Annotated in this window: 22 protein-coding genes; 16 read left to right on the forward strand and 6 right to left on the reverse strand. The window is 60.5% G+C overall.

The genetic code is table 11. The features are described 5' to 3' along the window. Positions 1-162: 162 nt before the first annotated feature. A complete protein-coding gene (locus EI293_RS20290; protein WP_125440377.1) occupies positions 163-678 on the reverse strand; it encodes a hypothetical protein in 516 nt (171 codons plus the stop codon). Positions 679-935: 257 nt separating this feature from the next. On the opposite strand from EI293_RS20290, the gene EI293_RS20295 reads away from it, so the two are divergent. The 5 genes from EI293_RS20295 (at position 936) to EI293_RS20315 (ending at position 5051) form a co-directional block, all read left to right on the forward strand. Continuing rightward, positions 936-2342, forward strand: a complete 1407-nt coding sequence (locus tag EI293_RS20295) for an MBOAT family O-acyltransferase (protein WP_125440378.1) — start codon at positions 936-938, stop codon at positions 2340-2342. A gap of 5 nt (positions 2343-2347) precedes the next feature. Further along, entirely contained in the window at positions 2348-3412 is a 1065-nt protein-coding gene (locus EI293_RS20300; protein WP_125440379.1) for a hypothetical protein, read from the forward strand. A gap of 103 nt (positions 3413-3515) precedes the next feature. Then, positions 3516-3974 carry a hypothetical protein gene (locus tag EI293_RS20305; protein ID WP_125440380.1) on the forward strand — a complete coding sequence of 153 codons (459 nt, stop codon included), beginning with the start codon at positions 3516-3518 and terminating at the stop codon, positions 3972-3974. A gap of 137 nt (positions 3975-4111) precedes the next feature. Next, the gene (locus EI293_RS20310; protein WP_125440381.1) at positions 4112-4405 is read left to right on the forward strand and encodes a hypothetical protein; all 294 of its coding nucleotides are present in this window, start codon (positions 4112-4114) and stop codon (positions 4403-4405) included. Positions 4406-4526: 121 nt separating this feature from the next. After that, on the forward strand, positions 4527-5051 hold the full coding sequence (locus tag EI293_RS20315; RefSeq protein ID WP_125440382.1) for a hypothetical protein: 525 nt from the start codon (positions 4527-4529) through the stop codon (positions 5049-5051). A gap of 121 nt (positions 5052-5172) precedes the next feature. On the opposite strand, the gene EI293_RS20320 is transcribed toward EI293_RS20315, so the two are convergent. Both EI293_RS20320 and EI293_RS20325 read right to left on the reverse strand, forming a co-directional pair. Beyond that, complete coding sequence (locus EI293_RS20320; RefSeq protein ID WP_125440383.1) at positions 5173-6069, reverse strand: DNA/RNA non-specific endonuclease; 897 nt, start codon at positions 6067-6069, stop codon at positions 5173-5175. Positions 6070-6107: 38 nt separating this feature from the next. Further along, a complete protein-coding gene (locus EI293_RS20325) occupies positions 6108-6533 on the reverse strand; it encodes a hypothetical protein (protein ID WP_125440384.1) in 426 nt (141 codons plus the stop codon). 231 nt (positions 6534-6764) lie between these two features. Here EI293_RS20325 and EI293_RS20330 point away from each other — a divergent pair, with 231 nt between their 5' ends. The 3 genes from EI293_RS20330 (at position 6765) to EI293_RS20340 (ending at position 12927) form a co-directional block, all read left to right on the forward strand. Continuing rightward, positions 6765-8822, forward strand: a complete 2058-nt coding sequence (locus EI293_RS20330; RefSeq protein ID WP_125440385.1) for an ATP-binding protein — start codon at positions 6765-6767, stop codon at positions 8820-8822. A 300-nt stretch (positions 8823-9122) separates the two neighbouring features. Continuing rightward, a complete protein-coding gene (locus EI293_RS20335) occupies positions 9123-12377 on the forward strand; it encodes a PAS domain-containing protein (protein WP_125440386.1) in 3255 nt (1084 codons plus the stop codon). Positions 12378-12510: 133 nt separating this feature from the next. Further along, positions 12511-12927 carry a response regulator gene (locus EI293_RS20340; protein WP_125440387.1) on the forward strand — a complete coding sequence of 139 codons (417 nt, stop codon included), beginning with the start codon at positions 12511-12513 and terminating at the stop codon, positions 12925-12927. Between the two features lie 35 nt (positions 12928-12962). On the opposite strand, the gene EI293_RS20345 is transcribed toward EI293_RS20340, so the two are convergent. Then, the gene (locus tag EI293_RS20345) at positions 12963-13376 is read right to left on the reverse strand and encodes an STAS/SEC14 domain-containing protein (RefSeq protein ID WP_125440388.1); all 414 of its coding nucleotides are present in this window, start codon (positions 13374-13376) and stop codon (positions 12963-12965) included. Positions 13377-13614: 238 nt separating this feature from the next. On the opposite strand from EI293_RS20345, the gene EI293_RS20350 reads away from it, so the two are divergent. The 5 genes from EI293_RS20350 to EI293_RS20370 all read left to right on the forward strand — a co-directional run bounded on the left by EI293_RS20350 (position 13615) and on the right by EI293_RS20370 (position 19495). Then, positions 13615-14301: a hypothetical protein gene (locus tag EI293_RS20350; RefSeq protein ID WP_125440389.1), complete on the forward strand. Its 687-nt coding sequence runs from the start codon at positions 13615-13617 to the stop codon at positions 14299-14301. 175 nt (positions 14302-14476) lie between these two features. Beyond that, on the forward strand, positions 14477-15466 hold the full coding sequence (locus EI293_RS20355) for a hypothetical protein (RefSeq protein WP_125440390.1): 990 nt from the start codon (positions 14477-14479) through the stop codon (positions 15464-15466). Positions 15467-15748: 282 nt separating this feature from the next. Further along, complete coding sequence (locus EI293_RS20360; RefSeq protein ID WP_125440391.1) at positions 15749-17527, forward strand: OmpA family protein; 1779 nt, start codon at positions 15749-15751, stop codon at positions 17525-17527. Positions 17528-17691: 164 nt separating this feature from the next. Further along, positions 17692-18468, forward strand: a complete 777-nt coding sequence (locus EI293_RS20365) for an ABC transporter permease (protein WP_125440392.1) — start codon at positions 17692-17694, stop codon at positions 18466-18468. A 199-nt stretch (positions 18469-18667) separates the two neighbouring features. Next, complete coding sequence (locus tag EI293_RS20370; RefSeq protein ID WP_125440393.1) at positions 18668-19495, forward strand: ATP-binding cassette domain-containing protein; 828 nt, start codon at positions 18668-18670, stop codon at positions 19493-19495. A 10-nt stretch (positions 19496-19505) separates the two neighbouring features. Here EI293_RS20370 and EI293_RS20375 read toward each other — a convergent pair whose 3' ends face one another. Beyond that, positions 19506-19757, reverse strand: coding sequence for a hypothetical protein (locus EI293_RS20375; protein ID WP_125440394.1), 252 nt, complete (start codon positions 19755-19757; stop codon positions 19506-19508). 144 nt (positions 19758-19901) lie between these two features. Beyond that, a complete protein-coding gene (locus tag EI293_RS20380) occupies positions 19902-20684 on the reverse strand; it encodes a toll/interleukin-1 receptor domain-containing protein (protein WP_125440395.1) in 783 nt (260 codons plus the stop codon). A 117-nt stretch (positions 20685-20801) separates the two neighbouring features. Between EI293_RS20380 and EI293_RS20385 the strand changes: the two genes are divergently transcribed. The 3 genes from EI293_RS20385 (at position 20802) to EI293_RS20395 (ending at position 25656) form a co-directional block, all read left to right on the forward strand. Next, a complete protein-coding gene (locus EI293_RS20385; RefSeq protein WP_125440396.1) occupies positions 20802-22160 on the forward strand; it encodes a sigma-54-dependent transcriptional regulator in 1359 nt (452 codons plus the stop codon). Between the two features lie 247 nt (positions 22161-22407). Then, positions 22408-24186, forward strand: a complete 1779-nt coding sequence (locus EI293_RS20390) for a sensor histidine kinase (protein WP_125440397.1) — start codon at positions 22408-22410, stop codon at positions 24184-24186. Positions 24187-24831: 645 nt separating this feature from the next. Further along, positions 24832-25656: a phosphatase PAP2 family protein gene (locus EI293_RS20395; protein ID WP_170170464.1), complete on the forward strand. Its 825-nt coding sequence runs from the start codon at positions 24832-24834 to the stop codon at positions 25654-25656. Positions 25657-25690: the final 34 nt, after the last annotated feature.

Genomic DNA, 25690 nt, shown 5'->3' on the forward strand with positions numbered 1-25690 from the left:
TAGCGGACGTTGTTGTGACATCTGGCCGGGCCACCGGGTTTGCGCGCCGATACTTCCGGACCTACCCGGCCGCGTTGAAATTCACCGCGCGCCCCATCAGCGGGCTGGGCCATTCTTCCGGCCTGAGAAGCCAGGAGCCATATTCAACTGCGTGACCAGAACTCACGCATCCGGCACCCGCTCAAACTCTATCACCCACACCCACTCATTACGGGCCCAGGCCGAGGGATAAATAGAAGTAAGCAACGCCTGAAAAGCCGCTGTGGGACTATCGTACCAGCAAAAACCGACCGGGCGGTCCGGGTCCGGCTCTACCCCGCCCCATTGTACCCGCCCGGCTTTTTCCCGAGGGCGGATGCCTTCTGCCAGCGCATCGGCATCCGTCAGGCAGCGCACCTGTTCGACCCAGATGCGCTTTATTATCAGGCAGCTAGCCGGATCTTCCTGAACGCGCAACAGTTCACCTGGTTGACCAAAAGGACACGAAACCGGCGGCAGCAAAGCCCGGTTGCGGTGCAGATCTTCGAATATAGCCCCGGCTACCGCCAGCTCACTGTAACGGTAGCGGCCGGGCTTCTGCTGCACCGGCAGAGCCACGGGCAACCGACGACGGGTTACCGTTTTGTGCCCCGCCCGGACAGCCGCCAGCATGGCGGGATTAAAGGAGATAAGGCGCATACAGCCGCGAAGTTACGCCGACCGGCTCAGCCGGTGCGCATTCAATCGTGCTGCCTAAACCAACACAAAAGGCTTACATGATCGGGCAGACGCAGGTATATCCCGGGCCTTCTGCTTAGCTATAACTATTCATGTAATTTCACCAAACTCGCTCCTAAGCAGGTAGCCCCAGGCTTCTATTCTGAAACCAACCGGCACTACGAGTAGCCAGTAGATTCTTAAAGAGTTTGTAATCTTGCAGTACTTAATCTGGTCTGATGCTTTACAATTCTCTACAGTTCCTAGTCTTTTTCATTGTTGTAACTATTCTGTATTTCCAGTTGCCGTGGCGAGGCCGTTGGATGTTATTACTCGGGGCTAGCTGCTTCTTTTACATGGCCTTCGTGCCGGAGTATATTCTCATCTTAGGCTTCACGATTGTTATCGACTACTTCGCCGGGCTGCAAATTGAACGGGCCAGAGGCTTCCACCGGAAGCTGTGGCTTATCAGTAGCCTAGCTGCCAACATTAGTATTCTGGCCGTCTTCAAGTATTTCAACTTCTTCGTTTCCAATGCTAATGCGGCGCTGGCCTTTGCGGGTATGCCTACGTCGCTGCCCTTCCTGAACATGCTCTTACCCATTGGCCTGTCTTTTCACACCTTTCAGGCCATGAGCTATACTATTGAAGTGTACAGGGGGAGCTACCCGGCCGAACGGCATTTTGGGATATATTCCCTGTATGTCATGTTTTACCCACAGCTGGTAGCCGGCCCAATTGAGCGCCCACAAAACGTCTTACCGCAATTTCACGAGCAGTATAAATTTGATTGGGAATTGTGCAAAAGTGGCTTGCTGCAAATGGCCTTTGGGTTGTTCAAGAAGGTGGTCATTGCTGACCGGCTGGCCCGGGTGGTGGATGGGGCTTACAATGATGTTGGTACCCAAAATAGCACGACCCTCCTAATTGCTACCATCTTCTATGCCTTCCAGATTTACTGTGACTTCTCCGGCTACTCCGATATTGGGATAGGAGCTGCGCGGGTAATGGGCTTCGATTTAATGAAGAATTTCGATCAGCCTTATACTGCCCGTTCTATTGGGGAGTTCTGGCGGCGGTGGCACATCTCCCTGTCTACCTGGTTTCGGGATTACCTCTACATCCCATTAGGAGGCAATCGGGTTAAGTACTCGCGCCGCCTGTTCAACGTGCTGCTGGTGTTTCTAATCAGTGGCCTGTGGCATGGCGCCAGTTGGGCGTTCATCATCTGGGGCGGTTTACATGGCTTATACCAAATTGTGGCGCAACTGTGGAACCGCACCTTCCCTCCACGAGAAGCCTGGGAGAAAACCTGGATCAAGAAGACGTGGGACGTGCTTTCCACCTTTGCCTTGGTAACGTTTGCCTGGATATTCTTCCGGGCCCACGGCGCGCACGATGCAGTCCTAGTCATCAAAAAGCTGTTTATCCAAACCGCTTACCAAGCCCCGGATTTAGCCCTGAATGTGGGCGAGACGCTGCTGTGCGTGGTACTTATTGGGCTATTACTCTGGAAGGAACGGTACTATATGACGCTGCCGACTGCTCAGACATGGAAGTTTGCCACGCTGTTCAGCGTGCTGCTTTTTAGCTGCTATCTGCTAGGAGTATTTGACCACAGTCAGTTTATCTACTTCCAATTCTAAGCGTCATGAAGCGGATATTCTTGTTTTTGATTGCCGCCCTGTTCCTGGGAATTGGGGTGGTAAGTAGCAATACTGAGTGGATGAAGGCACTGGGGCAATACCGTGCTGATGCGTGGCCTACCGACAAGTACCGGTATGGTGATTTGTATGGACTTTCCTATTTACCACATTACAAAACGCCTGTCTTTAAACTGGCTGATCTGAAACCGGATTACGTCAAGTCCAAGGCCGTCAGCAATGTGCATCTGTACACCATCTGCGACAGTTATATCTGGGCCTTCTTGCAGACTGATTCGCTTCTGGCTCACGCCGATGCGTACCGTTTTTCGCGCCTGGACTATGAAGGCAAGCGTTTTCACTTAGATTCTACCAAGAAAAATATTCTGGTGCTGGAAATGGTAGAACGCCGCGTGCGCTACACCTTACCCGATACAACGGTATTGTATCAGCAGCTTGAAGTAGTGGCTTCCCATGCAGAGGAATCTACCCAAGACATGAAACCAACTTCCTGGGTAAATAGCCATCTATTCAACAAGGATATTGAGTCGAATCTGGAATTCAATTTGTTCGACTATCCACTTTTCACTCCCCTGAAAGAAGCAAAGGCGAAGCTTAACCAGATGGTGTTCAACCGCATTAGTCCAGACGTATTTATCTCGCCGACGCGTGACCGGCTCTACTATCAGAAAACAATTGATACAACGTTGAATTCAAGCTCTTTCAATCCGCTTCCTAGCGAGGAAGAAGCCATGTTGGTGAAAAATTTCAATCAGGTATACCACCACTACAAACGGGCCGGATTTGATGAGGTGTACTTAGCCATTATGCCAAATCCTGTCACTGTTCTGGAGCCAGAGCTAGGGAAGTATAATGATTTGATTCCACGCATTCAGCAAAACCCAGCCTTACAAATGCCGGTGATTGATGTCTATACCAAATTTCAACGGCTGAAGGAGCAGCCTATTTATGCCCGCTCGGATACCCACTGGACCAGGACAGGTTTTCTGGCGAGCTTAGCTTTAATTGATTCCGTTTTAGCTACACATATACCATTTCGTGCGAGGAAGTAGGACCCAAACTCTTACCCCATCTGCGTAGCCCTTCCTACGAATGGCACGTTTGTTGGCAATACGTTCTCATCGGTCAATTTTTTGTCCTCTTTATCCACACACCATGCGTTCTTTCCAACAGCAGATTTTAGGCATTGCCCTTGTAGCCGGGCTTTTAAGTGTTTCCTCAGCAGCGTCTGCCCAGAATGCTGTGCGCACGGCAGTTCAGCAAGGGCAATCTGGTGCCTTTGTGCATAAAACGGATCAGGTGTATAACATCCCTAACGCCTCCCTGGGCATTCCCGGCTTAGCTCCCGATGCTCAGATTGAGATGACGCAGACCAAATTCATTATTACTCCGTCGGGCAAATCAACTTCCGTTCTGGTAGGTAAGCTACCGTCTGGTGTGGCTGCTCCCACCCAACGAGTAGTGTACAACTCAACCTACACGGAAGTGGCGGACGGTCCAACCAAGGGACGCACGTACCAAACCGTAGCAGTAACCGAGCCCACTGGTTCTATCACCTATACGGGCACGTTGGACAACATCAAGGGTCAGGGCAAAGGAAAGAGCAAGAAGTAAGTTTTGAAAGCCTTCCAGATTACCCAAAAGCGCCCCGGCTATGTCGGGGCGCTTTTATAGTGGATACCACCTAGCTTAGTAAGTACTACTATGCCAGCCTGCATCTATCTTCCGCTTTGGCAGGTTACCTTTGCAGCATGAATCCTCCTTTGTTTCACCCTGGCCAGCCCGTGGTTTGCACCAACGACGACTTTACGCTGCTGCTGGTGCAGAATCCGGTTATCCAGACGCCCAAGCGCGGCCCTATTTACACGGTGCGGGGGCTGTACGCCACCCACCGGGGCTATGGCGTGACACTGGCGGAAATCAACAACGCGGAGGTAGCCCCCGGCTTTCCGGAGGCCAACTTTCACGAGGACCGGTTTGCCGCCGTACCGCCGGTAGAGGAAGTAAGTCTGGCGGAACTACTGGAAGAAACTGTACTTGCCTGATTGTACTGCCGCCCCGGCGCAGGCTTGGGGCAGGCAGCGCCCAAATTGCACCACGCCAGTAAACGACGGTATTCTCCGGCGGCGCACGCAACTGTACAGGGCAACGGGGGCTCTTTCCAGCATGAAGCATATTTCCATACTAGGGTGCCTGTGGGCTTTAGCGGCCACGGCAGCCGTAGCGCAGACTCCTCCAGCCAGCACCAAAGTTCTCGATGAGCGGTATGGCTTCCGGGGCGTGCGGTTCGAATCGGACACCAGTGCCCTGCCGGACCGGACACTGGCGGAAGTGGGCGGCACCACCCGCTTTTACCGACGCACCGGCGAGGTAAAGCAACTGGGGGAAGGCGAAGTATCGTCTATTCGCTACGGCTTTTATAAGGGCAAACTGGCCCTAGTCATTCTGGAAACCCGGGGCATCACCAACAGCCGGGCCATACTGGCCGCCATACAGCAGCAATACGGCGCTGGTACCCGCAGCAGTCCGTTCCGGCAACGCTACGCCTGGAACGGCAAAGCCGTAACCATGAGCTACGATGAAAACGCGGCCAGCAACGACGCTACCATCTTCATCAGCAGCAAGAAGCTCCGCGCCCAGCAGCTGAAAGCCGAGTATGATGCCGCCAAAAAGCTGAGCCCCGGCCAATAGCCAGTCGGGAGCAGTCAGAACATCAGCGGGCGTCCAGCGTGACGGCCGGATCTATTGAGCACAAAAAAAGCCTTTCCAGTGCTGGAAAGGCTTTTTTTGTGTTCAATAGTTAGTTTCAACTCTACATCGGACCATCGTCAATGCGGCTCTCCACAGCCTGCTGCACCGCCGGCGCCACCGCCGACAGCAGGTCGTAGCCGGTGGCGGCCTCAATGGCATCCACGGTGGTGCGGTACTGCCCCCAGTTGGTGCTAATGGACTGATCGTTGGGGGTATCCACGGCAATAACGCGGGTGGCCGTATTCACGCGGGAGGCATCAGTGTCGCCGGTGGGCAGAATCACCACCACTTTCCACACGCGCATGGGTACCGTAACGCGGCCCTGGTCGAGGGTGGTTTTGTAGCCGCTGGAGCCGGTGCCGCCCGTACCGTAGCTGCCCATGATGACGTACACCTCGTTGGCACCGTTGGCGAGCTGGGCCCGGGTGAAGTTCTCCAGATTGGCCCAGGTTTGCTGGTTGTTGCGCGGGGCCTGCGGAATCATGTTGGTCATCAGGAACGTAGCCGAGTTGTCGGCCACGGTGTTGGTGCGGTCGGCCGAGGGGCAGTTGTGGCCCCTATCGAAGCCGGAGCCGCTGTAGCTGGTAGCCTGCACCTGGTACCAGCCGGTGGGCAGCGTGTTATCGGCCCGGAAATCATCCTGCCGGTCGGCACTCCCCCGGTTATCCAGGGTCAGGTGCCAGCTTACCCAGTTGGGCGTGCCCCGGTCGCGGTGGTAGCTCAGCGCGTACTGCGGCTTCAGCAGCAGGTAGTTGGTGGGTTGTTGAACATCGGCCACGGCGCCGCTGGGGTTACCCAGCGTGAGGTGCTCGGGGAGCACCACGGGTGGCGAAACAGGAGGAACGGGCGCAACCGGTGTGGGGTCGGGCGAGGAAGAACAGGAGGATACCCAGGCGGCCACAGCCAACAGCAAGGCACCACTCCCGCTCCGCCGAAGGGCAGGAAGCAGGAACAACATGCGGCAAAGGTAGCACCCCCGGACCGCCCGACCCTACATTAGTACTGACTCAGAAGCCAGCTGATAGCCGTCGGCTCTTCTTCAAAATACTGGTAGAGCATCTGATGCTGGGCGCGGGCCTGCCCCACCATATCGGTGGTAGCCAGTCGGGCAAAGACGTTATCGGCCGATAGAATGGCCCCCCAGCGGTAATGCCCCGGCCCCGTCGCCCGGGGAAACCAGTCGGTGAGCAGCCACTGCACGGTTTCCGGGGTGAAAGGCGTCAGGTGCTGCTGGTTGATGAGCATGCGCGACCAGCCCGTGCTGGTCAGCAGCACCAGGGCCTGCTCAAACACGGCGCGCACGGCAGCACCGTCGACGGAGCCGGGCAGCCACTCCAGCCGCACAAAGCCCTGGGCATCGGCCAGCAGCCGGCCAGCCGGGTTTTCGAAATAAAGAGAGGGAGGCGAAGAAGCAAAAGGCATAGAGGCAGGACGGAGCCGCCAGCTGCGGGAAAGAGTTCTGCTCCGGAACAGGAAGAGGAAAAGCGGGCGTTCTTAGCCCGCAAATATAACGCACCATCAGGCATAAGACCAGTTTAATTCCTGTATAATACCATCTATTTATCCACCCCGGCACCGGGGTGGCGGCTGGTGGCGGAGGCAGCCACCCTGGCCATTGTAGGCAGAAAACGATTCCCTTGCGTACATTTCCTCATGATTTACCGCTTTTGGGCAGGTATACTAGCCCTGTTGCTGCTTCGGGCCTTACCCGCCGGAGCCCAAAGCCCGCAAACCCGCCCGCTGCAACGCGCCCTGGCCCAGGCCACTATCGATACCAGCCGGGTGCTGCTGCTGGCTGATCTGGCCGCTACCTATCGGTACTCCCGCTTCGATTCGGTGCAGTGGTACGCCCAGCGGGGGCTGGTGCTGGCCCGGCGGATCGGATATCCCAAAGGTGAGGGCCGCTGCCTCTCGCGCATGGCCATTCTGCTGGGCGAGCGGGGCAATCTGCCGCAGGCTTTGCGCGTGGATCTGCAGGCCCTGCGGCTCAACCAGGCCAGCCACGATACGGAAGGCACAGCCCGCACCCTCAACCAGACCGGCCTGCTGTACTTTGCCCTGGATGACTACCGGCCGGCCCTGCAGTACTTCTTTCAGGCCCTGCACCTCTATGAGCAGGCCCGCACCCGCGACACGTCCCAGCTCATCAGCGTAATCACCAACCTGGGCGCCAGCTACGAGGGCCTGCACCGGTATGATTCGGCGGCTTTTTTCCTGAACCAGGCCTGGGCGTTTACGGCCCGCTCCCGCTCGGTACACCAGAGCTGCTGGGGCAACCCGGCCCCCTACGTGCTGCGCGAAATCGGGCTGCTGCAGCTGGCTCAGGGCCACCGGGAAGCGGCCCTCTCGTTTTACCGGCGCAGTGCGCGGGCCTCCCTGCCCGAAAATGATCAGCGCAGTGCCAGCCGGGCCTACCAGTACATAGCGGAGCTCTACCAGGCCCGCCACCAGACTGATTCCAGCATCTACTACGCGCGCAAGGCGCTGGCCCTGGCCCGGCCCCTTCCCTTTGTGGTGGGGGTAATGCGCAACAGCACGTTGCTCACCCAGGCCTTCGAGGCCCGCCGCCAGCCTGATAGTACGCTCCGGTACATGCGCGTGATGCTCACGGCCCAGGACAGCCTCCATAACCCCCGCCGCATCAAGCAGCTGGATGCCATTGGGTTTGCGGAACAGCAGCGCCTGCAGGAGCTGGAAACGGAGCGGGCCCACCTCACGGAGCGGCTGCGCACGGCGGCGTTGCTGACTGGGCTGGGCGGGCTGCTGCTGGTGTCGTTGCTGCTGTGGCGCAACAACCGGCAGCAGCAGCGGGCCAACCGGGAGCTGCGGGAGCTGCACGAGCAGGTCAGCCAGCAGGCCCGGGAGCTGACCGCCCAGCGCGACAGCCTGGCCCGGACGCTGCAGGAGCTTAAAATTGCCCAGAGCCAGCTGGTGCTCCGCGAGAAAATGGCCAGCCTGGGTGAGCTAATGGCCGGCGTGGCGCACGAAATTCAGAACCCGGTGAACTGCGTGCGCAAGTTTGCGGCCATCAGCGTGGAGCTGTGCGAGGACGTGCGCCAGGAGCTCAGCCGGCTCACCTTGCCGCCGCACGAGCAGGAAATAGTGGATGAGATGCTGCAGAACCTGGGCCAGAACCAGACGAAAATCATGCACCACGGGTACCGGGCCGAGTCCATTGTGCGCGGCATGCTGGAATACTCGCAGGAAGGCAGCGGCCCCCGGCAGGTAACCGACCTGAACGTGCTGGCCGAGGAGTACCTGCGGCTGACGTACCACGACCTGCGCGCCAAAAACCGCTACTTCAATGCCGCCCTGCTCCTGCGCCTCGACCCGACAATGGAGCGCGTTAATGTGGTGCGCCAGGATATCGGGCGGGCACTGGTAGGCATATTCAGCGCGGCCCTGCAGGCCGTGCAGCACCGTCAGGCAGAAGCCGATGAAGACTACGTGCCACAGGTTGAGCTTAGCACGCAGTATACGGCGGCGCAGCTGGAAATCCGGGTGCAGGACAATGGCCCGGGCCTTACCCCTGAGGCACTTGCCACCCTGTTCCAGCGCTTCCCGGCGGGTCCGGATGCCAGCCTAGTGGGCCTAGGCCTAGCCCTCAGCCACGACCTCATCACGAAGGGCCACGGCGGCCTGCTCACTGCTACCAGCCAGCCCGGTCGGGGCACGCAATATACCATTACGCTGCCGGTAACGGCCCAGTAACTGACCGGCGGCCAGGAAACGGCGCGGCATGCGCCCGGCACTACGGAAAAGGCCTATCTTACGCTCCTGTCTGCGGCCTTCTCTATTCTATACCCCGATGCCTGATCTACCCGCTTCCACGGTTGTCGAGTTACTCAGCAGGCCGCCGTACTGGAAGTACTCCCGGCCCCCGGCCGGGCCGGCTGGTTGAGTTTGCGCTCAGCGCCGCTCCCGGCTTTCGGTTTTCCCCGGCCAATTCCCTCTTTTCCGCGCAGGTATCGTTTATTGGCGGCCTGCTTTGGCTTACCGGCTTCTTCTCGCGTGTCCTCTACTGCTTCCCTGCTTTCCGTCTTCAATGCGCTGCCCGACGCGACTCTGCTGCTGACGGCGGAGCTGCGCATTGAGGCGGCCAGCGACGCGTATCTGGCCGCCACGCTGGCCCGGCGCGAGGTCATTGTTGGCCGGCTCATCTTCGAGGCTTTTCCTGATAACCCGGCCACGCCCGAAACCCGGGCCGTGCATAATCTGCGGGCCTCCCTGAAGCAGGTGCTGGCCACCGGTCAGGCGCATACCATGGCCCGGCAGCGCTACGACGTGCCCGACCCCGCCCGCCCGGGACAGTTTGTGGAGCGTTACTGGCTGCCGCGCAACACGCCGGTGCTCGACGGGCAGGGCCGCGTGAGCCACCTTCTGCACACGATAACCGACGTCACTCCCGGCGCAGAGAGCGAGGCCTGGCAGCGGGCGACATATGACGAGCTGCTGGCTACCCGGCAGCAGCTGCGGCAACTCAACCGGGAGCTGGAAAGCCGTGTGCAGGAGCGCACCCACGCACTGGAACAGACCCGGCAGGAGGCCGGCCGGCAGCGGCAGCGCCTGGAAAACCTGCTCCTGCAGGCCCCGGCCGCCATTTGCATCCTCAACGGCCCGGAGCTGGTGTATGAGCTGGTGAACCCCGTGTACCAGCAGCTGTTTCCCGGCCGGCGGCTGCTGGGCTATCCGGTACTGGAAGCGCTGCCCGAGCTACGGAACCAGCCCATCTGGCACACGCTGCAGCAGGTGTACCACACGGGCCAGGCCCACACGGAAAGCGAAGTGCTCGTGCAGGTGGCCCCGCACGAAGGCAGTGCGCTGCAGGATTTCTATTTCAACTACCTCTTCCAGAGTCGCACCGATGAAAACGGCCACGTCGACGGCGTGGTGGTCTTTGCTTTCGACATTACCCAGCAGGTACGGGTCCAGCGGTCCAGCGCCGCTGCCGCCCATCAGCTGCGCCTGCTGACCGACGCGCTGCCCGTGCTCATTGGCTACCTGGACCAGCAGGAACGGTACCAGTTTGCCAACCACGCCTATCAGGCGTGGTTTAACCAGGAGCCGGAGAAGCTGCTGGGCCGGCCCGTGCGCGAGGTTATCGGGGAGCAGGCCTACGCCGGGGTGCAGCACTACATCAGACGCGCCCTGGCCGGTGAACAGCTGAGCTTCACCGCCCGCATGCCCTACCGCGAAGGCTTCATCAAACATATCCGCACCAGCTACGTGCCCGATATCCAGGGCCAGGAAGTTGCTGGCTTTTACACGCTGGTGTCCGACGTGACGCCGGAGGTGCTGGCCCACGAGCAGGTACAGACCCTTAACGAAGAGCTAGCCGCTTCGAATGAGGAGCTGCGTCTTCAGCACGCCGAGCTGGCGCACACGCAGCAGGCGCTGCTGGAAGCGGCGCAACGCCGCGCTGAGGAGCGCGAAACCTTTTACCAGATATTCGAGCAGACGCCGGCCCTGATTGCCCTGCTGCGGGGCGCGGAGCACCGGTTCGAGTATGTGAACCAAGCCTACCAGGGCCTCTTTCCCGGGCGCCGGCTGGTGGGCCTGACCCTGGCCGAGGCCCTGCCCGAAACGGTGGAACAGGGCTTTCAGGCCCTCATGGACAAGGTGTACCAGACGGGGGAAACCTACTACGGCAACGAGCTGCTGCTGCGCCTGGAGCAGCCCGCCGGCCAGCCCCCCCAGGATATGTACTTCACCTTCACCTACCAGGCGTACCGGGAGAAGGGAGTACTGGCCGGCGTTTCCATTTTCGCCTTTGAGGTGACCGGACAGGTGCAGGCCCGCCGGCAGCGCGAGGCGGAGCATCTGCGTCTGCTGGGTTTGTTTGCGCAGGCCCCGGCCGGCATCTGCATTCTGGCCGGGCCCGAGCTGGTGTATGAATTTGTTAACCCGGCCTATCAGCTGCTGCTGCCGGGGCGGGAGCTGCCGGGCCGCTCTATTTTTGCGGCGGTACCCGAAATCCAGGGCACCACTGCTGAGGCCATCATGCGCCATGTGTACACCTCGGGCCAGGCCCACGAAGAGCAGGCCCTGCTGATTCCCCTGAAACGACCCGGAGACGGCGTGCTGGAAAACCGCTATTTTACCTTCGTATACCAGGCCCGTCGCAATGAGCAGGAGCAAATAGACGGCCTGCTGGGATTCGTCTTCGAAGTCACGGCCCAGATTCAGGTTACCGAGGCCCTGCGGGAAAGTGAGACCCGGTTTCGCATCATGGCCGACGCGGCGCCCAACCAGGTATGGGCCGTGCGGCCGGACTCGACCCTGCACTACGCGAACCAGGCATTTCTGGACTTTGTAGGCGTGAGTCTGGAGCAGTACACGGCTACCGGATGGGCCGCCTTTATTCCGCCCGAGGAGCTCGAACAGGCCCAGCTCACGCTGGAAACAGCCATCCGGACCCGCTCCTTATACATGCTGGAGCACCGCATGCGCCGCCACGACGGCCAGTACCGCTGGCTGCTGGCGCAGGGTGCGCCCAGTTTCTACCCCAACGGCGAGCTGTACGGCTACGTAGGTTCCGCCATCGACATCACCGAGCTCAAGCAGACCAACCAGCAGCTCACCCGCACCAATCAGGACCTCGACAACTTCGTGTACGCGGCCAGCCACGACCTCAAGCAGCCCGTCAACAACCTGGCCGGCCTGTTTGAGGAGATGCACCGCAGCAGCACCTTTCCCGATCCGGCGGAGGAGCAGCTGCTCGTACCCCTGATCCACGAAGCCCTGCAGCAGCTGAGCAGCACCATCGACGATCTGGCGGCCCTGGGCCAGGCCCAGCAGACCCGCGTCATGCCCACGGAGTTGGTTTCGCTGGCCGACCTCACGGAGGAAGTCCTCAATACGCTGGAGCCACAGGTGCGCGCCGCCCGCGCCCGCATCACCACTGATTTCGCGGCCCGGCCGGCCTTGTCCTTTGCCCGCGCCAACCTGCGTACCATCCTGCTCAACCTGGTGGGCAACTCGCTCAAATACGCCGACCCCGCGCGCCCCGCCCGTATTCACGTATCCGTGTGGGTGGAGCAGAACCAGCCGGTGCTGATGGTGGAAGATAACGGCCTGGGCTTCGACGCGGCCCGGCACGGAGCCGGGCTGTTTCACCTGTTTCAGCGCCTGCACACGCACACGGCCGGCACCGGCGTGGGGCTGTACCTGGTACACCGCATTGTGCAGGCCAACGGCGGCACCGTTGAAGTAGACAGTCAGTCGGGCGAGGGAGCCACGTTCCGGATCCGCTTCGGGGCAGCCTGAGCAGCCGGTTGCCCGTTCCTATGCGTATGCCGGAGCCGGAACCCACCGGCCCCGGCACTACTTTTTTCGTATAGCTGCCCCAGGCCGCCGAAATACCCGCCGCTTAGCTCCTTCCCCAGCAGCCTTCTTGCCCATGCCCCCGATTTCCTGCACCCTGCTCGTCGATGATGACGACACCACCAACTACCTCAACCAGCGGCTGCTGCAGCGCATGGCCGTTACTGATACGGTATTGGTAGCCGGCAATGGCCAGGAAGCCCTGGACCTGCTGCACACGCACTGCGAGCAGGCGGCATCCCCCACCTGCCCGACCCTTATTCTGCTGGATATGAAGATGCCGCGCATGAATGGCTTTGAGTTTCTGCGGGCGTATGCCCGGCGCCCGCCTCTGCAGAACCCGGCCGTGGTTATTATTATGCTCACTACCTCTCTCAATGCCCAGGATGTGGCCCGAATGCAGGATTTGCCCATTGCCGGTTTCCTGACCAAACCACTTACCCGGGACAAAATTGAGCATATCCTCCACGAGCACTTTACCCCTCCGTTGTAGGCGGCCATCTTTTCGGACGGAGCTGCCGGCGGCCTTTATTGCTGCCACAGCCAGGCCACGGCGGCCGCCTCCTCAGTAAAAGTGCGGTACACCAGCGGCAGCCCTTGCACCGAGGTAGTCACGTAGGCCGTGGCCAGACGCGTAAATACATCCTCCGACACTACGATTGCCCCAAAACGGTAACCACCTTCGGTTGCGGCCCGGGGTAGCCACTGCTGCACAATCCACTGCTGCTCCGCCGTGGAAAAAGCCCGCATCTGCCGTTGATCAATGAGGATGCGGTGCCAGCCGTGGCGGCGAAGCGCCTGCACCATATGGTTAAACAGCGCGCGAAACGTAAGTTCATCCCGTTCCTGCGCGCTCCAGTGGGCACGCAGGAAGCCAGCCGGGTCTTCGAGCAGGCGGCCGGCTTTGTTTTCAAAATACAGCGTTGGCAGGGGTATTCGCATAGGACAGGGCACCGTGCAAGTACCACCAATGCCCGGCCATTGTTCAGCCCACCCACATCATTCCGATAACCAACCCTTCCAAAACGGAAGGGTTTTTCGTTTTGCACCGGCTATTTCACCCCATTAATTATTTACATACAATTCATAATCAATAGCATATCACACAAAATACAGTTTTGTGGAAAGTCGGCACCGGAGTTGGCAATACCCTTCCATCTCCCAATTACCGCCGACCAGTATGCTTCTCTTCGACAACATCGCCAAAGCGGCCAAGGACTTCTTCGTGGAAGAAACCTCGCCCGATGGCCCCTCCGTAGCGGCCCCGCGCAGCCTGCCTGGCCAGCCGACCCCTACATTTTCGGGCGGTAGCACATCAGCCGCTTTCCAGGCCGCCCCGCTCCTGACGCAACCCGAGCAGCGCCACCTCGACCACATCCGGCAGCTGCTCTCGGGCGACGGTAAGGACTTCATGGCCTTCACCAAAATGGTGACCAGTCTGCAGGCCAGCGGCCTTTCCGGCCCCATCCTGTACCAGACGGCCTTCAACGCCTTTGCCGCCGTGACCAGCCTGGAGCTGCCGGCGTTGCTGAAATCGGCCGAGCAGTTTGAGCTGAAGCTGACCTCGGACCGCAACAGCATTCTGGAGCGGCACCGCGAGAAGGTGGGCGAAATCCGGATTCCGAACGTGCCGCCCAGCCCGCTGGTGCAGCTGCAGCAGCAGGAACAGCAGCTGCAAACCGGCCTCGCCGACCTGGCCCGGCAGCTGGAAGAAGCCCAGCAGCGCCTACTGGCCGTGCGCCAGGAACTGCAGCAGCAACAGCAGAAAGCCACGGCCGCTTTGGCCTCCTACGAGCTGGCTCACGCCGCCGCCGCCGCCGAGCTCAAAGCCCACCAGCAGGCCGTGCAGGCCTTTCTGCTGAAGTGAAGCGGCCCGAAAGCCGCCGGGCCGGTTGCCGCCCGAACGACTATGCCCGAACGACGCCATCAGTACCACGGGGCTGCACCGTCAGCTTACGGCAACCGGCCCGACGGCTGGCAGCCGCCGGACCGGAGCGCGGCCGGCCCCTCACTCACCATTTCACCACTTCACCATTTCACTGATGAATCCTCTTTCCACTTCCGATTTCAAAACCGGCGACCTGCCCAAGTGGCAGCAGCCCGAAAAAGTGGCCGGCTGGGTGTTTCTGGCCGGGCTGGCCGGGGCCGGCATCTACTGCTGGGGTACCATTGTGCCCTTCCTGGTCGAAATGGTGTTCGACACCGTGAAGCTGGGCATCGGGCTGGGCGTGCTGCTGGCGGCCTGGCTGGTGCTGACGAGCCCGCGGGTGAAGGCGGGGCTGTGGTACGCCGGGCAGCGCATCTTCCGCACGGCCGCCGGCATCTTCGTCAACACCGACCCCATCGGCATCATGGAGGACTACATCCGCAGCACCTCCCAGGAGGCGCGCAAGATGGAGGAGGAAGTAGGCCACGTGGAAGGCGCCCACGAGCTGGTGAAGCGCAAGCTGGAAGCCAACACCCTGCAGATGCGCGAGTACTTGGCCCTGGCCGACGCCGCCACCCACCAGCGCGAGCCCGACGCCGCCGAGCAGTACGCCAGCCGCGCCGCTCAGCTCCAGGACTACAATCAGCGCCTGCAGCCCATGGCCACCACCACCCAAAACGTGAGCCTGGTGATGCGCCAGATTCTGAAAGCCGCCCTGCGTCAGATCGACGGCAGCAAGTTCAAGGTGAACCTGCTGAAGGACGAGTACCAGCTGGTGAAACGCACCAGCTCGGGCATGCGGGCCGCCATGAACATCCTGCGCGGCGACCCGGACAAGAAGTACTTCTTCGACCTGGCCACCGACCGCGTGGCCCAGGACATGGCCCAGCAGCTCGGCCAGATCAAGCAGGCCATGCGCTACAGCCAGGAGTTCGTGAAGGGAATGGACATCCAGAACGGCGTGATGAGCGAGAAGGGCCAGCGCCTGCTGGAGAAATACCAGAAAGGCGACTTCAACGCCCTGCTCGACGAGAAGCCCGCCCCCACCAGCCCGGCCCAGCAGCGCACCGCCACCAACGACGCCTACCGCAGTCTGCTGGATTAGGGATTAGGGATTAGGGGAAAACGAGAGCTATAGCTACAAACTCCCCTCCTTTTTTCCAGGAGGGGTGCCCGAAGGGCGGGGTGGTAAACCCACCAGAACGAACACTAGGAAATTAAAAGCTAAAGCCCCTCTCCTTTTTCGGAGAGGGGTTGGGGTGAGGCGACTAGAGCCAGCCTACGAAGCGGTAGAGATGCTTCGACTTCGCTCCGCTGCGCTCAGCATGACGGCCAGTCAACCGGCCTATCCAATCAAAAAACAAACAACCCAAAACGAACAACGACAATGACAACCCGTGGTAAACTGGTACTAGGCGTTCTGCTTGCAGCGCTGCTGTACTTCGGCATCAACAAGCTCGTGCAGAGCGGGGTGCTGTTCAAGAAAGCCGCTACCGAGTCGGTGCTGCTGAGCTCCATTGAGCTGCCGAGCAGCGCCGGGGGCTCGCGCACCAACATGGCGGTGCCGCTGGCCCCGCTGCCTTCTGAAACGCCTTCTGGCAAAGGCAGCCCGCTGGTGTGGGAGGTAATGGCCTGGAACTCGCAGATGGCTGGCATGCTGGCCAACGGCGGCCCCCGCACCACCCAGGGCTCTAGCATGGCTGCCGCCGGCCTGGATATGCAGATTGTGCGCCAGGACGACGTGGCCAAAATGCAGGCCGACCTGGTGAAAAACGCCCTCGACCTGCAAAGCAACCCCGAAACCCCGGGCCTGCTGGTGAGCATCATGGGCGACGGCCTGCCGGCCTTCTCGGCGGTGCAGCCCCAACTGGAAAAAGCCGGCACCGGCCTCCAGATCATTCCCTACTCGGTGGGCAAGAGCTTCGGCGAAGACAAGCTGATGGGCCCCAAGGAGTGGCTGGATAACCCCAAAGCCGCCCTGGGCAAAACCGTGGCCTGTTACCTGCGCGACGGCGACCAGAACATTGCCCTGAAATGGTGCGCCGACAACGGCCTGAAAGTCAACCCCGACGAAACCACCTACGACCCCGAGGCCGTGAACTTCATGGCCGCCTCCGACTTCCTGGTGGCCGCCGAGAAATACATCATCGGCAAGCCCGAGCAGCGCGTGAAAGTGGTAAAAGGCAAAAACACCGGCGTAAAAGTAGACGTGTTGGCCGACGCCGTAGCCACCTGGACGCCCGGCGACGTGAACATCGCCAAGCAAAAAGGCGGTCTGGTGAACATCGTCAGCACCAAGGATTACAGCAACCAGATGCCCAACATCATGGTGACCACCAAGCGCTGGTATGACGCTCACCCCAAGGAAGTGGAAGCCCTGATTACGGCCCTGGCCGTGGCCGGCGACCAGGTGAAATCTCACCCCGAAGCCCTGAGCCGCGCCGCCGATATTTCCAGCGTAGTGTACGGCGACAAGGACAAGCCCGGCGCCTACTGGCTGCGCTACTACAAGGGCGTGAGCGAGGCCGACCGCAACGGCGAGGTGGTGGAGCTGGGCGGCTCCAAGGCCTTCAACTTCGCCGATAACCTGGCCCTGTTCGGCCTCAACGAAGGCGGCACCAACATTTACGCGGCGGTGTACAAAACCTTCGGCGACGTGCAGCACCAGCTTTATCCCAAGGAACTGCCCAGTTACGTACCCCTCGACCAGATGCTGGACCTGAGCCCGCTGCGCAAGCTGCAGGACAAGTACCTCGGCAAAAACCTGGCCCCGGCCGAGCAGCCGCAGTTTGCCGCCGATGACGAAATCCGCCAGAGCGTGAGCCGCCGGGCCTGGAACATCGAGTTCAACACCGGCCAGCGCACCTTCACCCCCGCCGCCGAGCAGCAGCTCGACCAGCTCTTCAACGACCTAGTAGTAGCCGGCCGCCTGAAAGTAGCCGTGCACGGCCACACCGACAACGTGGGCGACGCCCAGCGCAACCAGCAGCTCAGCCAGGACCGCGCCGAGGCCGTGCGCCAGTGGCTGGAGCAGCGCAGCGCCAGCGCCTTCCCCGCCGGCCGCGTCCAGACCTACGCCCACGGCGCCCAGGATCCCGTGGCCCCCAACACCACTCCCGAAGGCAAAGCCCGCAACCGCCGCGTGGAAATCGTGCTGGGGAATTAGCGGTGAGGTGGTGAGATGGTGCAGGTCGTCCGTCATGCTGAGCGTAGCCGGAGGCGAAGTCGAAGCATCTCTACCTCTGGCTAATTATTACTAGTGCAACGAAGCGGTAGAGATGCTTCGGCAAGCTCAGCATGACGTTCTTTTTCCTCTCACTCATTGCCCCCATGAAATCCCTCTTCCTCCCCAACGCCCGGCCGCCGCGCACCACGTTTGCCCTAATGGCGGCCGGGCAGGCGGGGCTGCTGCTGCTGCTGTGGCTGTTTTACCCGTTGCAGCTGTTCCCCTCCCTCGGTGACGTGCTGCGCGCCCTGGCCGACCTGACCACCACCCAGGGCCTGGTGCCGGAGCTGTGGGCCAGCATGACCACCGCGTTGCAGGCCCTGGGCATGGCCACGGTGCTGGCGCTCTTGATTTCCTATCTCACGGCCCTGCCCTTCTTCCGGCCCCTGGCCTACGCGGCTTCCAAGATGCGCTACCTCACCCTCACCGGCCTCACGTTTTTCGTGGCCCTGCTAGTGAGCTCGGGCCACGAGGTGAAGCTCTCGGTGCTCACCTTCGCCACCACCGTGTACCTGGTCACGGGCATGACGGCCGTGATGCTCGGCACCACTCAGCAGGAGCTGGACCACGCCCGCACTCTGGGTTTGGGCGAGTGGCGCAGCTTCTGGGAAGTGGTGGTGCTGGGCAAGCTGGCCGATATGCTAGAAGTGGTGCGCCAGAACTTCGCCATCATCTGGACGATGATAACGCTGGTGGAAACCCTCTACCAGTCGGAAGGCGGCATCGGCCTGCTGCTCTACAAGCAAAACCGCTACCTCCACCTCGACGGAGTAGTAGCCATCCAGCTCGTCATCCTGGCCGCCGGCGCCGCCCAGGACTATGTTTTCGGCCTGCTCCGCCGCGTGTTTTTCCCCTACGCCAGCCTGGCATCGGCACGGTAGGTGCCTCACCCCCCGGCCCCCTCTCCAGGGGGAGAGGGGGAGCCTGACGATGCACTGAGCCTGTTTTGGCGGCTTCCTCCGCTTCTTTACAAAACGCGCATCCGCCGAGCCGCCGTGGCTCCCCCTCTCCCCCTGGAGAGGGGGCCGGGGGGGTGAGGCAACCGCCAGAACGCCAACTCACTCATCCACTCATTCACCCATGACTCCCTACTCCTACAAATCCCCCGTCCTCACCCTCGACAACGTGTCGCTGACCCTGCACGGGGAAACCATCCTGCGCGATATTTCGGCGCAGGTACTGGATGTGTGCCGGCCGGGCCTGAGCCAGGGCCAGGTGGTGGGCTTCTACGGCCGCTCGGGCATGGGCAAGTCGGTGCTGTGCCGGCTGATGGCTGGGCTGCTGGCCCCGAGCAGCGGCACCGTGCTGGTGGGCGAGGCGCAGCAGCCGGCCACGCCCGGCGCGGTGGGCTTCGTGCAGCAGCACTACCCGCTGTTCAACCACCGCACCCTGCTCGACAACCTGCTGGTGGCCGCCGCCCGCCGCTACCCCGAGCCCGCCGAGGCCCGCCGCCAAGCCGCAGAGTACCTGGAGCGGTTCCAGCTCACGCCCCACCGCGCCAAGTACCCGGCCCACCTCTCGGGCGGCCAGCGCCAGCGCGCCGCCATTGCCCAGCAGCTGCTCTGCTCCGACCACCTCATCCTGCTCGATGAGCCCTTCTCCGGCCTCGACGTGGCCATGCTGGACGAGGTGCGCAAAATCATCCTCGAAGTCACCACCCTCGACGAGCTTAACACCGTGGTCATCGTTTCCCACGACCTGGCCACCACCACCGCCCTCTCTGACCGGCTCTGGCTGCTGGGCCAGGAGCGCGACGCCGCGGGCCAGTTGCTGCCCGGCGCCACCATCAGCCCCCAGCACCAGTACAACCTCGCCGAAATGGGCCTTGCCTGGCACGAAAACGTGGAAGCCGAACCGGAATTCGTCCGGTTTGTGGAGCATCTGAAGGAGGAGATAAGGGCTAGTTAGCAACTATAAGTTAAATTAATTCCCTAGCATCCTCCAACAAACTCTTTACCCTTTTAATCCAAATAGAAATTTTTTCATAATCATCATAAGGGTTAAATTTTTCAATCCACTGTTGTAAAATATTTATAAATAAATGTCCTGGTATTTTCTTTTCAAGAAACAGATATCCATCTCTTACCTTGGATTCTATAACACTTCTCACATACTCCTCTGATATTCCATTGTGAGGTACTCGCAACGCATTATCAAGAAAATCAATCACATCAACTAATACAGATAATTCAACATATCTTTTATACTTCAGTGGCATCAAAGGCTTATCTCGAACGTCTCCTTTCTTACAGAAATAGACATCATCACCTTCTTGCTGAAGGTGTTTTTGTACAACATGCTCAATATCAACATTTTAATTCCTTGAACCCAGACTTATCATCAAGTACGTAATATGATGAGCCAGACGATGATCAGCATTTGGTATCTGCAATTTTGCTAACTGAGCTTCTCTTATCTTGTAGTCAGCCTGCCATGATTTTTTATAGTACTCTGTCGCATAGTGAGTACTATGAATTTCTTGACCATCGTAATGATAATAAGTAGCATATAAATCCCAGTTACCTGGGCGGTAAGCTAGGTTATGAATTTCAACATATCCTCGTGGAAGCAGGCACACTACAGTATCTTCCGCATATTTAATCTGACTCAGAGAATCTTTACTGTCTTTTACAGGAACATCATTGTCTGTTTTTTGAATTAGTAGTTTCAGGCCATTAATGACATCAAGAATTGCTTCATCCCTGTCAGGCCACTTAGTAATTGGTTTGCCATCCTTTGGCAATGCCTGAATAGCAGAGAAGTCCATAGAGTGCCAATCACAAGGCCTAGCAATAACAGGTACCAATAAAGCTTTCCCTTCAACGTGCCTCTGCATAGCAATTGTAAGTTCAGTACCAATACAGTATTCTGAAGCAAGGAAGTCTGAGCTTATCAACGGAATAATAATATCAGCTGAACCTATCTTGCTTTTGATTTCCTTGTCCCAGTCTTGGCCAGGAAGAATTTCACGGTCATGCCAATAGCTTACTAGCCCCTTTCTCTTCAAAGCCGACAGATGAGCAATGAGTTGCTTTTTGACCTCTTCATCAACGTGACTGTAACAGATGAATATACTTTTGGCGGAAGAAGAAGCCATGTTTGGTGCACCTAATTAAAGTGTGGATATCTCGACAAAGTAACAGGAAAAAGCTAGGCCTTTATTGGTACTCTTGGCAGCTTTGTGAATTAAATAAGACTTTACTCCATTCCCCCAATGCCCACCGGTACCCTGCTCCTGATTGACGATGAAGCCCGCCTGCGCCAGCTCTTGGCGCGGGTGCTGGAGCTGGAAGGCTACACCGTGCTGCAGGCCCCCGATGCCAGCCGCGGCCTGGAGCTGCTGCAGCAGCACGCCCGCGAGGTGCTGGTGGTCATTTCCGACGTGAAGCTGCCCGACGGCCACGGCGTGGACCTGATGCCGCGCTACCGCGCCAAGGCCCCCGACTGCGAAATCGTGCTGCTCACCGCCTTCGGCACCATCCCCGACGGCGTGCGGGCAATGAAGCAGGGCGCCTTCGACTACCTCACCAAGGGCGACTACGAGCAGCAACTGGTAGTGGTGGTGGAGCGCGCCGCCGAAAAAGCCCGTCTGCGCCACCGGGTGGCCGAGCTGGAGCGGCGCATGAGCCAGCGGTTCAGCTTCGAGAGTATGATTGGCACGGCCCCGGCCCTGCGCCGCGCCCAGGACCTGGCCCGCCAGGTAGCCCCCACCGACAGCACCGTGCTGCTGGAAGGCCCCACCGGCGCGGGCAAGGAGCTGTTTGCCCAGGCTCTGCACGAGGCCAGCGAGCGGAAAGCCAAGTCGTTTGTGGCCGTGAACTGCTCGGCTTTCCCCAAGGATTTGCTGGAATCGGAGCTGTTTGGCTACAAGAAGGGCGCGTTTACGGGCGCGCTGGCCGATAAGAAGGGCCTGCTGGAAGAAGCCAGCGGCGGCACGCTGTTTCTGGACGAAATCGGGGAGCTGGAGTTGAACGTGCAGGCCAAGTTCCTCCGGGTGCTGGAAACGCGGCAGTTCACCAAGCTCGGCGACACCAAGCCTACCAGCGTAAACGTGCGCATCGTGGCCGCCACCAACCGCAACCTCAAGCAGGAGGCCGCCGAGGGCCGCTTCCGCCCCGACCTCTACTACCGCCTTTCCGTCTTCACCCTCAACGTGCCCAGCCTCCGCGACCGGGCTGCCGACGTGCCCGCCCTGGCCGCCCACTTTCTGCAGCACTTCGCGGCCCAGCTGCGCAAGCGCCTGCCGGGCCTGGAGCCTGAGTGTGTGGAGCTGCTGCAGCGCTACGAGTGGCCCGGCAACGTGCGCGAGCTGAAAAACGTGCTGGAGCGCGCCGCCATCCTGGCCCCCGCCGACCAGCCCCTCGCCGCCGGCTACCTCCCCGACGAGTTCCACACCCTGCCCGCCCCCCTCAGCCCCGACGCCGACCCCGCCGATCAGAGTCTGCGCGCCGTGGAAGCCCGCCACATGCGCCAGGTGCTGCACCAGTGCCAGGGCAACAAAACCGAAGCCGCCCGCCGCCTCGGCATCGGCCTGACGACGCTGTACCGGAAGGTGCAGGAGTATGAGCTGTAGGGCGTTCAACGATTCGCCTCACCCCCCGGCCCCCTCTCCGACAAGGAGAGGGGGAGCCTGACGTAAGCATATTGCCGGGCTTATCGGAGTGAAGCCGACGCGTAACCCGCACTTCGACTTACACTGCACTAATACCCATCAGATACAATCCAGACTCACCCTACCTGACAACAAATCGTCAGGCTCCCGCTCTCCTTTTCGGAGAGGGGGCCGGGGGTGAGGCGAACCACCAGAACGACCATACCTCATGTCCCTCAAACTCAAAATCCGCCTGAGCATTGCGCTGATGCTGGTCCTGCTGCTGGGGCTGGGCGGGTACACGTTCTTCAGTTTGCAGCGGCTGGAAGGCGGGGCCCGGGGGATGCAGCGGGCCAACTTCCGCTCGGTGGAGTACGGCGAGCAGATGCTGCGGGCCTTGGAAACGCTGCAGGACCAGCCCACGGCCCAGCCGCCGCTGCAGCAACTGCGCCGCGCCCTCACCCGCGAGGCCGCCAACATCACTGAGCCCGGCGAGCTGGAGCTGGTGGACACGCTCACCCAGCAGCTGGCCGACTACCAGCGCCTGGTGGATGACCGCGCCCCGGCCGCCGCCCAGGTGGCCCAGCTGCACCGCCTGCGGGCCTCCACCCACCGCATGATGCTGCTTAACGCCCGCTCCTTCAACCGTCAGACCAACCAGGCCGCCGCCACCGCCCGCCACGCCCGGCGCACGGTACTGGCCCTGCTGCTGCTGAGCACGGTGGTGGGCCTGAGCCTGATAGTGCGCCTGCCCCGAATCGTGTTGCGCCCGTTGCGCCGCCTGCGCGCCGACGTGGAGGACGTGGCCAGTCCCGGCCCGGCCACCCAGGTATCCATTGCTAAAAACGACGAGGTGGGGGCCGTAGCCCTGGCCCTGAACCGCGCCTTCGGCTACATGCAGGACCAGCGCAGCGTCACGCGGGCGGCTTTGGCTACGGAGCGCAGCCGTCTGGAAAGCCTGATTGAGCACCTCGATGAGGGCCTGCTCCTGCTCGACCCCGACCGCACCGTGCTGCTGGCCAATCCCGTGGCCCGGGAGCTGCTGGGCCGCGAGGCCGCCGCCCTGGTAGGCCGCCGGGCCGAGGACCTGAGTCAGGAAACCGAGCTGCTCAACGCCCTGTTCCGCCCCCTGCTGGCCCAGGAAGGTCCCCAGGCCGGCACCACGCCCGCCCCCGTCACGCTCACCTTCGCCCGCCCCGACGGCGAAACGGCCTACTACCAGCTCACCCTCAACCACATCGTGAGCCGCAACCGTGAAACCGGCCGCACCGAGTTTGTGGGTCACATTCTGAGTCTGCGCAACGTATCCGACTTCAAGAAGCTCGACGAGGTGAAATCCAACTACCTGGCCACCATTTCGCACGAGCTGAAAACCCCGCTGGCCAGCATCAAGCTCAGCCTGATGCTGCTGCAGGATGAGCGTACGGAGCCGGAGGAGCGCCAGCGCATTGCCGATGGTATCCGCGACGAAACGCAGCGTCTGCTGGGCATGGTGGGCCAGCTGTTGGCCGTATCCCGGCTGGATGCTGGGGCCGAAATCCAGTTCGATGTGCAGCCCATTCCGCTGGCCGACATTGTACAGTACGCCATTGAAACCGTGCGCCCCCAGTTGGAGGACCGGGAGCTGCAGCTGCGCCTGGAGCTGCCTGCTGACCTACCCGCCGCCCGCGCCGACCTGGAAAAGACCACCTGGGTCCTCATCAATCTGCTGGCCAACGCCATCCGCTACTCCCCGCGCGGCGCCGACCTGTGCGTGCGGGCCCTGCAGCACGAAGGACAGCTGCAAATTGGCGTAGAGGACTGCGGACCGGGCATCCCGGCAGAATACCACGAGCGAATTTTCCAGCGCTTTTCAGAAGTACCCAATGCCAGCGGCCACAAAGGGGGCTCGGGGCTCGGGCTGAGCATTTCCCGCGAGTTTATTGAGGCCCAGGGCGGGCGGCTGTGGGTAGAAAGTGAGCCGGACCGGGGCAGTCGGTTTCTCTTTACGCTGCCATTGGAGGGATGAGGGACGGCTCCGAAGCCGCTTCACCAACAGCGGGTTTATCGAGCTGCTGGCCGCTATGTAGAACCTGCTGTTACCCTGCAACCAGACAAAGCCACTGTCACAAGCAGCCATTTTTTGTGCGCTTTGGGCTTGCGTTCAGCTCCCAAAATTGGTGTATTAGTCGGAGAAACCGGGTTTACGGTGCCGTTTTGGCACTATAAGCAATGTCACAAACAGCTAGTCTGTGGCCTTGAGAACGGGGGGAAATAGCGGCACATTTGTCTATCCCTCTGGTGCTGCCTCTTCGGGGGCAGCACCTATTCCGTCCCCTTTTCCACAACCAAAAGCGCAAGCCGAAGCTCTGTCTTCGGCTTGCGCTTCTTCCGGGGTACCGGAACGCTGCGAAAGTATATAACCAGCAGGGCACAACGCACCAGAAACGCCGCCGCAGCGCCTTCTGTCCTGGTTAGCCTACCCTGTTAGGCGGCCCAAAGGATGGTTAGCCGGGCTGGCTTCCTTTGTGCTGGCACCGGCAACAATGAACAGCGCGCGGCCACGCAACGAACAGCCTCTTCAGGATTACCTCAGGATTAAGTTTTAATCTTACGTACTGAAGTTAGCCGCCGGGCCGCGTGACGGTCTTTCGCACTTATCAACTCGTTTGCCGTGTCATCTTTTTCTCCTTACGCTCTCCGCCGCGCTACTGCTGGCCTGCTGCTCGGCGCGGCCTCCATCCTGCCCCTGACGGCGCAGGTTCAGCCCGTACCCGCTTCTGCCGATACGCTTCGCAAATACGAAAACCCCGCGGGCATCCCCACGGTGGCGAAGCAGCCCTGGTACAAAGGCAAGCTGGTGAAGGCCAGCATCGTGCCGGCGCTGCTCATTGGCTACGGCGCGTCCACCATCAATGGCAACGGTTTCTACAGCAGCTACGACGCGCGCCGCGACATTCAGAAGCAGTTTCCCGGCTTTCATACCAAGGCCGACGACTTTCTGATCCTTGCACCTTACCTGGAGTTGGGCGCGGTGGCGCTGGCCGGCGTGAAGTCGCGCAATGACCGGATCAATACGCTGCTGGTCATCGGCAAGTCGGAGCTGATTTTCGGAGCCCTCACCTACGCTCTTAAGAATACAACCAAGGTGCTCCGGCCCGATGGCAGTACGCGCAACTCCTTCCCTTCCGGCCACACGGCGCAGGCGTTTCTGGCCGCCAGCATTGTGCACACCGAGTTCCGGGACCAAAGCCAGTGGTATGGTGTGGGGGCTTACACCATTGCTACCAGCGTGGCGGCCCTGCGCATGCTCAACGACCGGCACTGGCAGTCCGACGTGTTTGCCGGGGCCGGTATCGGCATTCTGTCGGCGCATCTGGGCTATCTTACCCACCGTAACCGCTGGGGCCGCAAGCCCTACCTGAAAGGGGTCAGTGCTTCGCCCATGGCCTGGCCCGGTGGTGCTACCGGCCTCACAGTTACCTGGCGGGCTCAGTAGTTGGGCCTACTTCCTACCGTTTATCATCTGCTGA

This window comes from Hymenobacter perfusus, assembly GCF_003944765.1.
In the GTDB taxonomy this organism is placed as follows: domain Bacteria; phylum Bacteroidota; class Bacteroidia; order Cytophagales; family Hymenobacteraceae; genus Hymenobacter; species Hymenobacter perfusus.

Bases quoted from the DNA above. Each gene is read 5' to 3' on its own strand.
- EI293_RS20290 (WP_125440377.1), bottom strand. From the start codon at position 678: ATGCGCCTTATCTCCTTTAATCCCGCCATGCTGGCGGCTGTCCGGGCG.
- EI293_RS20295 (WP_125440378.1), top strand. From the start codon at position 936: ATGCTTTACAATTCTCTACAGTTCCTAGTCTTTTTCATTGTTGTAACT.
- EI293_RS20300 (WP_125440379.1), top strand. From the start codon at position 2,348: ATGAAGCGGATATTCTTGTTTTTGATTGCCGCCCTGTTCCTGGGAATT.
- EI293_RS20305 (WP_125440380.1), top strand. From the start codon at position 3,516: ATGCGTTCTTTCCAACAGCAGATTTTAGGCATTGCCCTTGTAGCCGGG.
- EI293_RS20310 (WP_125440381.1), top strand. From the start codon at position 4,112: ATGAATCCTCCTTTGTTTCACCCTGGCCAGCCCGTGGTTTGCACCAAC.
- EI293_RS20315 (WP_125440382.1), top strand. From the start codon at position 4,527: ATGAAGCATATTTCCATACTAGGGTGCCTGTGGGCTTTAGCGGCCACG.
- EI293_RS20320 (WP_125440383.1), bottom strand. From the start codon at position 6,069: ATGTTGTTCCTGCTTCCTGCCCTTCGGCGGAGCGGGAGTGGTGCCTTG.
- EI293_RS20325 (WP_125440384.1), bottom strand. From the start codon at position 6,533: ATGCCTTTTGCTTCTTCGCCTCCCTCTCTTTATTTCGAAAACCCGGCT.
- EI293_RS20330 (WP_125440385.1), top strand. From the start codon at position 6,765: ATGATTTACCGCTTTTGGGCAGGTATACTAGCCCTGTTGCTGCTTCGG.
- EI293_RS20340 (WP_125440387.1), top strand. From the start codon at position 12,511: ATGCCCCCGATTTCCTGCACCCTGCTCGTCGATGATGACGACACCACC.
- EI293_RS20345 (WP_125440388.1), bottom strand. From the start codon at position 13,376: ATGCGAATACCCCTGCCAACGCTGTATTTTGAAAACAAAGCCGGCCGC.
- EI293_RS20350 (WP_125440389.1), top strand. From the start codon at position 13,615: ATGCTTCTCTTCGACAACATCGCCAAAGCGGCCAAGGACTTCTTCGTG.
- EI293_RS20355 (WP_125440390.1), top strand. From the start codon at position 14,477: ATGAATCCTCTTTCCACTTCCGATTTCAAAACCGGCGACCTGCCCAAG.
- EI293_RS20360 (WP_125440391.1), top strand. From the start codon at position 15,749: ATGACAACCCGTGGTAAACTGGTACTAGGCGTTCTGCTTGCAGCGCTG.
- EI293_RS20365 (WP_125440392.1), top strand. From the start codon at position 17,692: ATGAAATCCCTCTTCCTCCCCAACGCCCGGCCGCCGCGCACCACGTTT.
- EI293_RS20370 (WP_125440393.1), top strand. From the start codon at position 18,668: ATGACTCCCTACTCCTACAAATCCCCCGTCCTCACCCTCGACAACGTG.
- EI293_RS20380 (WP_125440395.1), bottom strand. From the start codon at position 20,684: ATGGCTTCTTCTTCCGCCAAAAGTATATTCATCTGTTACAGTCACGTT.
- EI293_RS20385 (WP_125440396.1), top strand. From the start codon at position 20,802: ATGCCCACCGGTACCCTGCTCCTGATTGACGATGAAGCCCGCCTGCGC.
- EI293_RS20390 (WP_125440397.1), top strand. From the start codon at position 22,408: ATGTCCCTCAAACTCAAAATCCGCCTGAGCATTGCGCTGATGCTGGTC.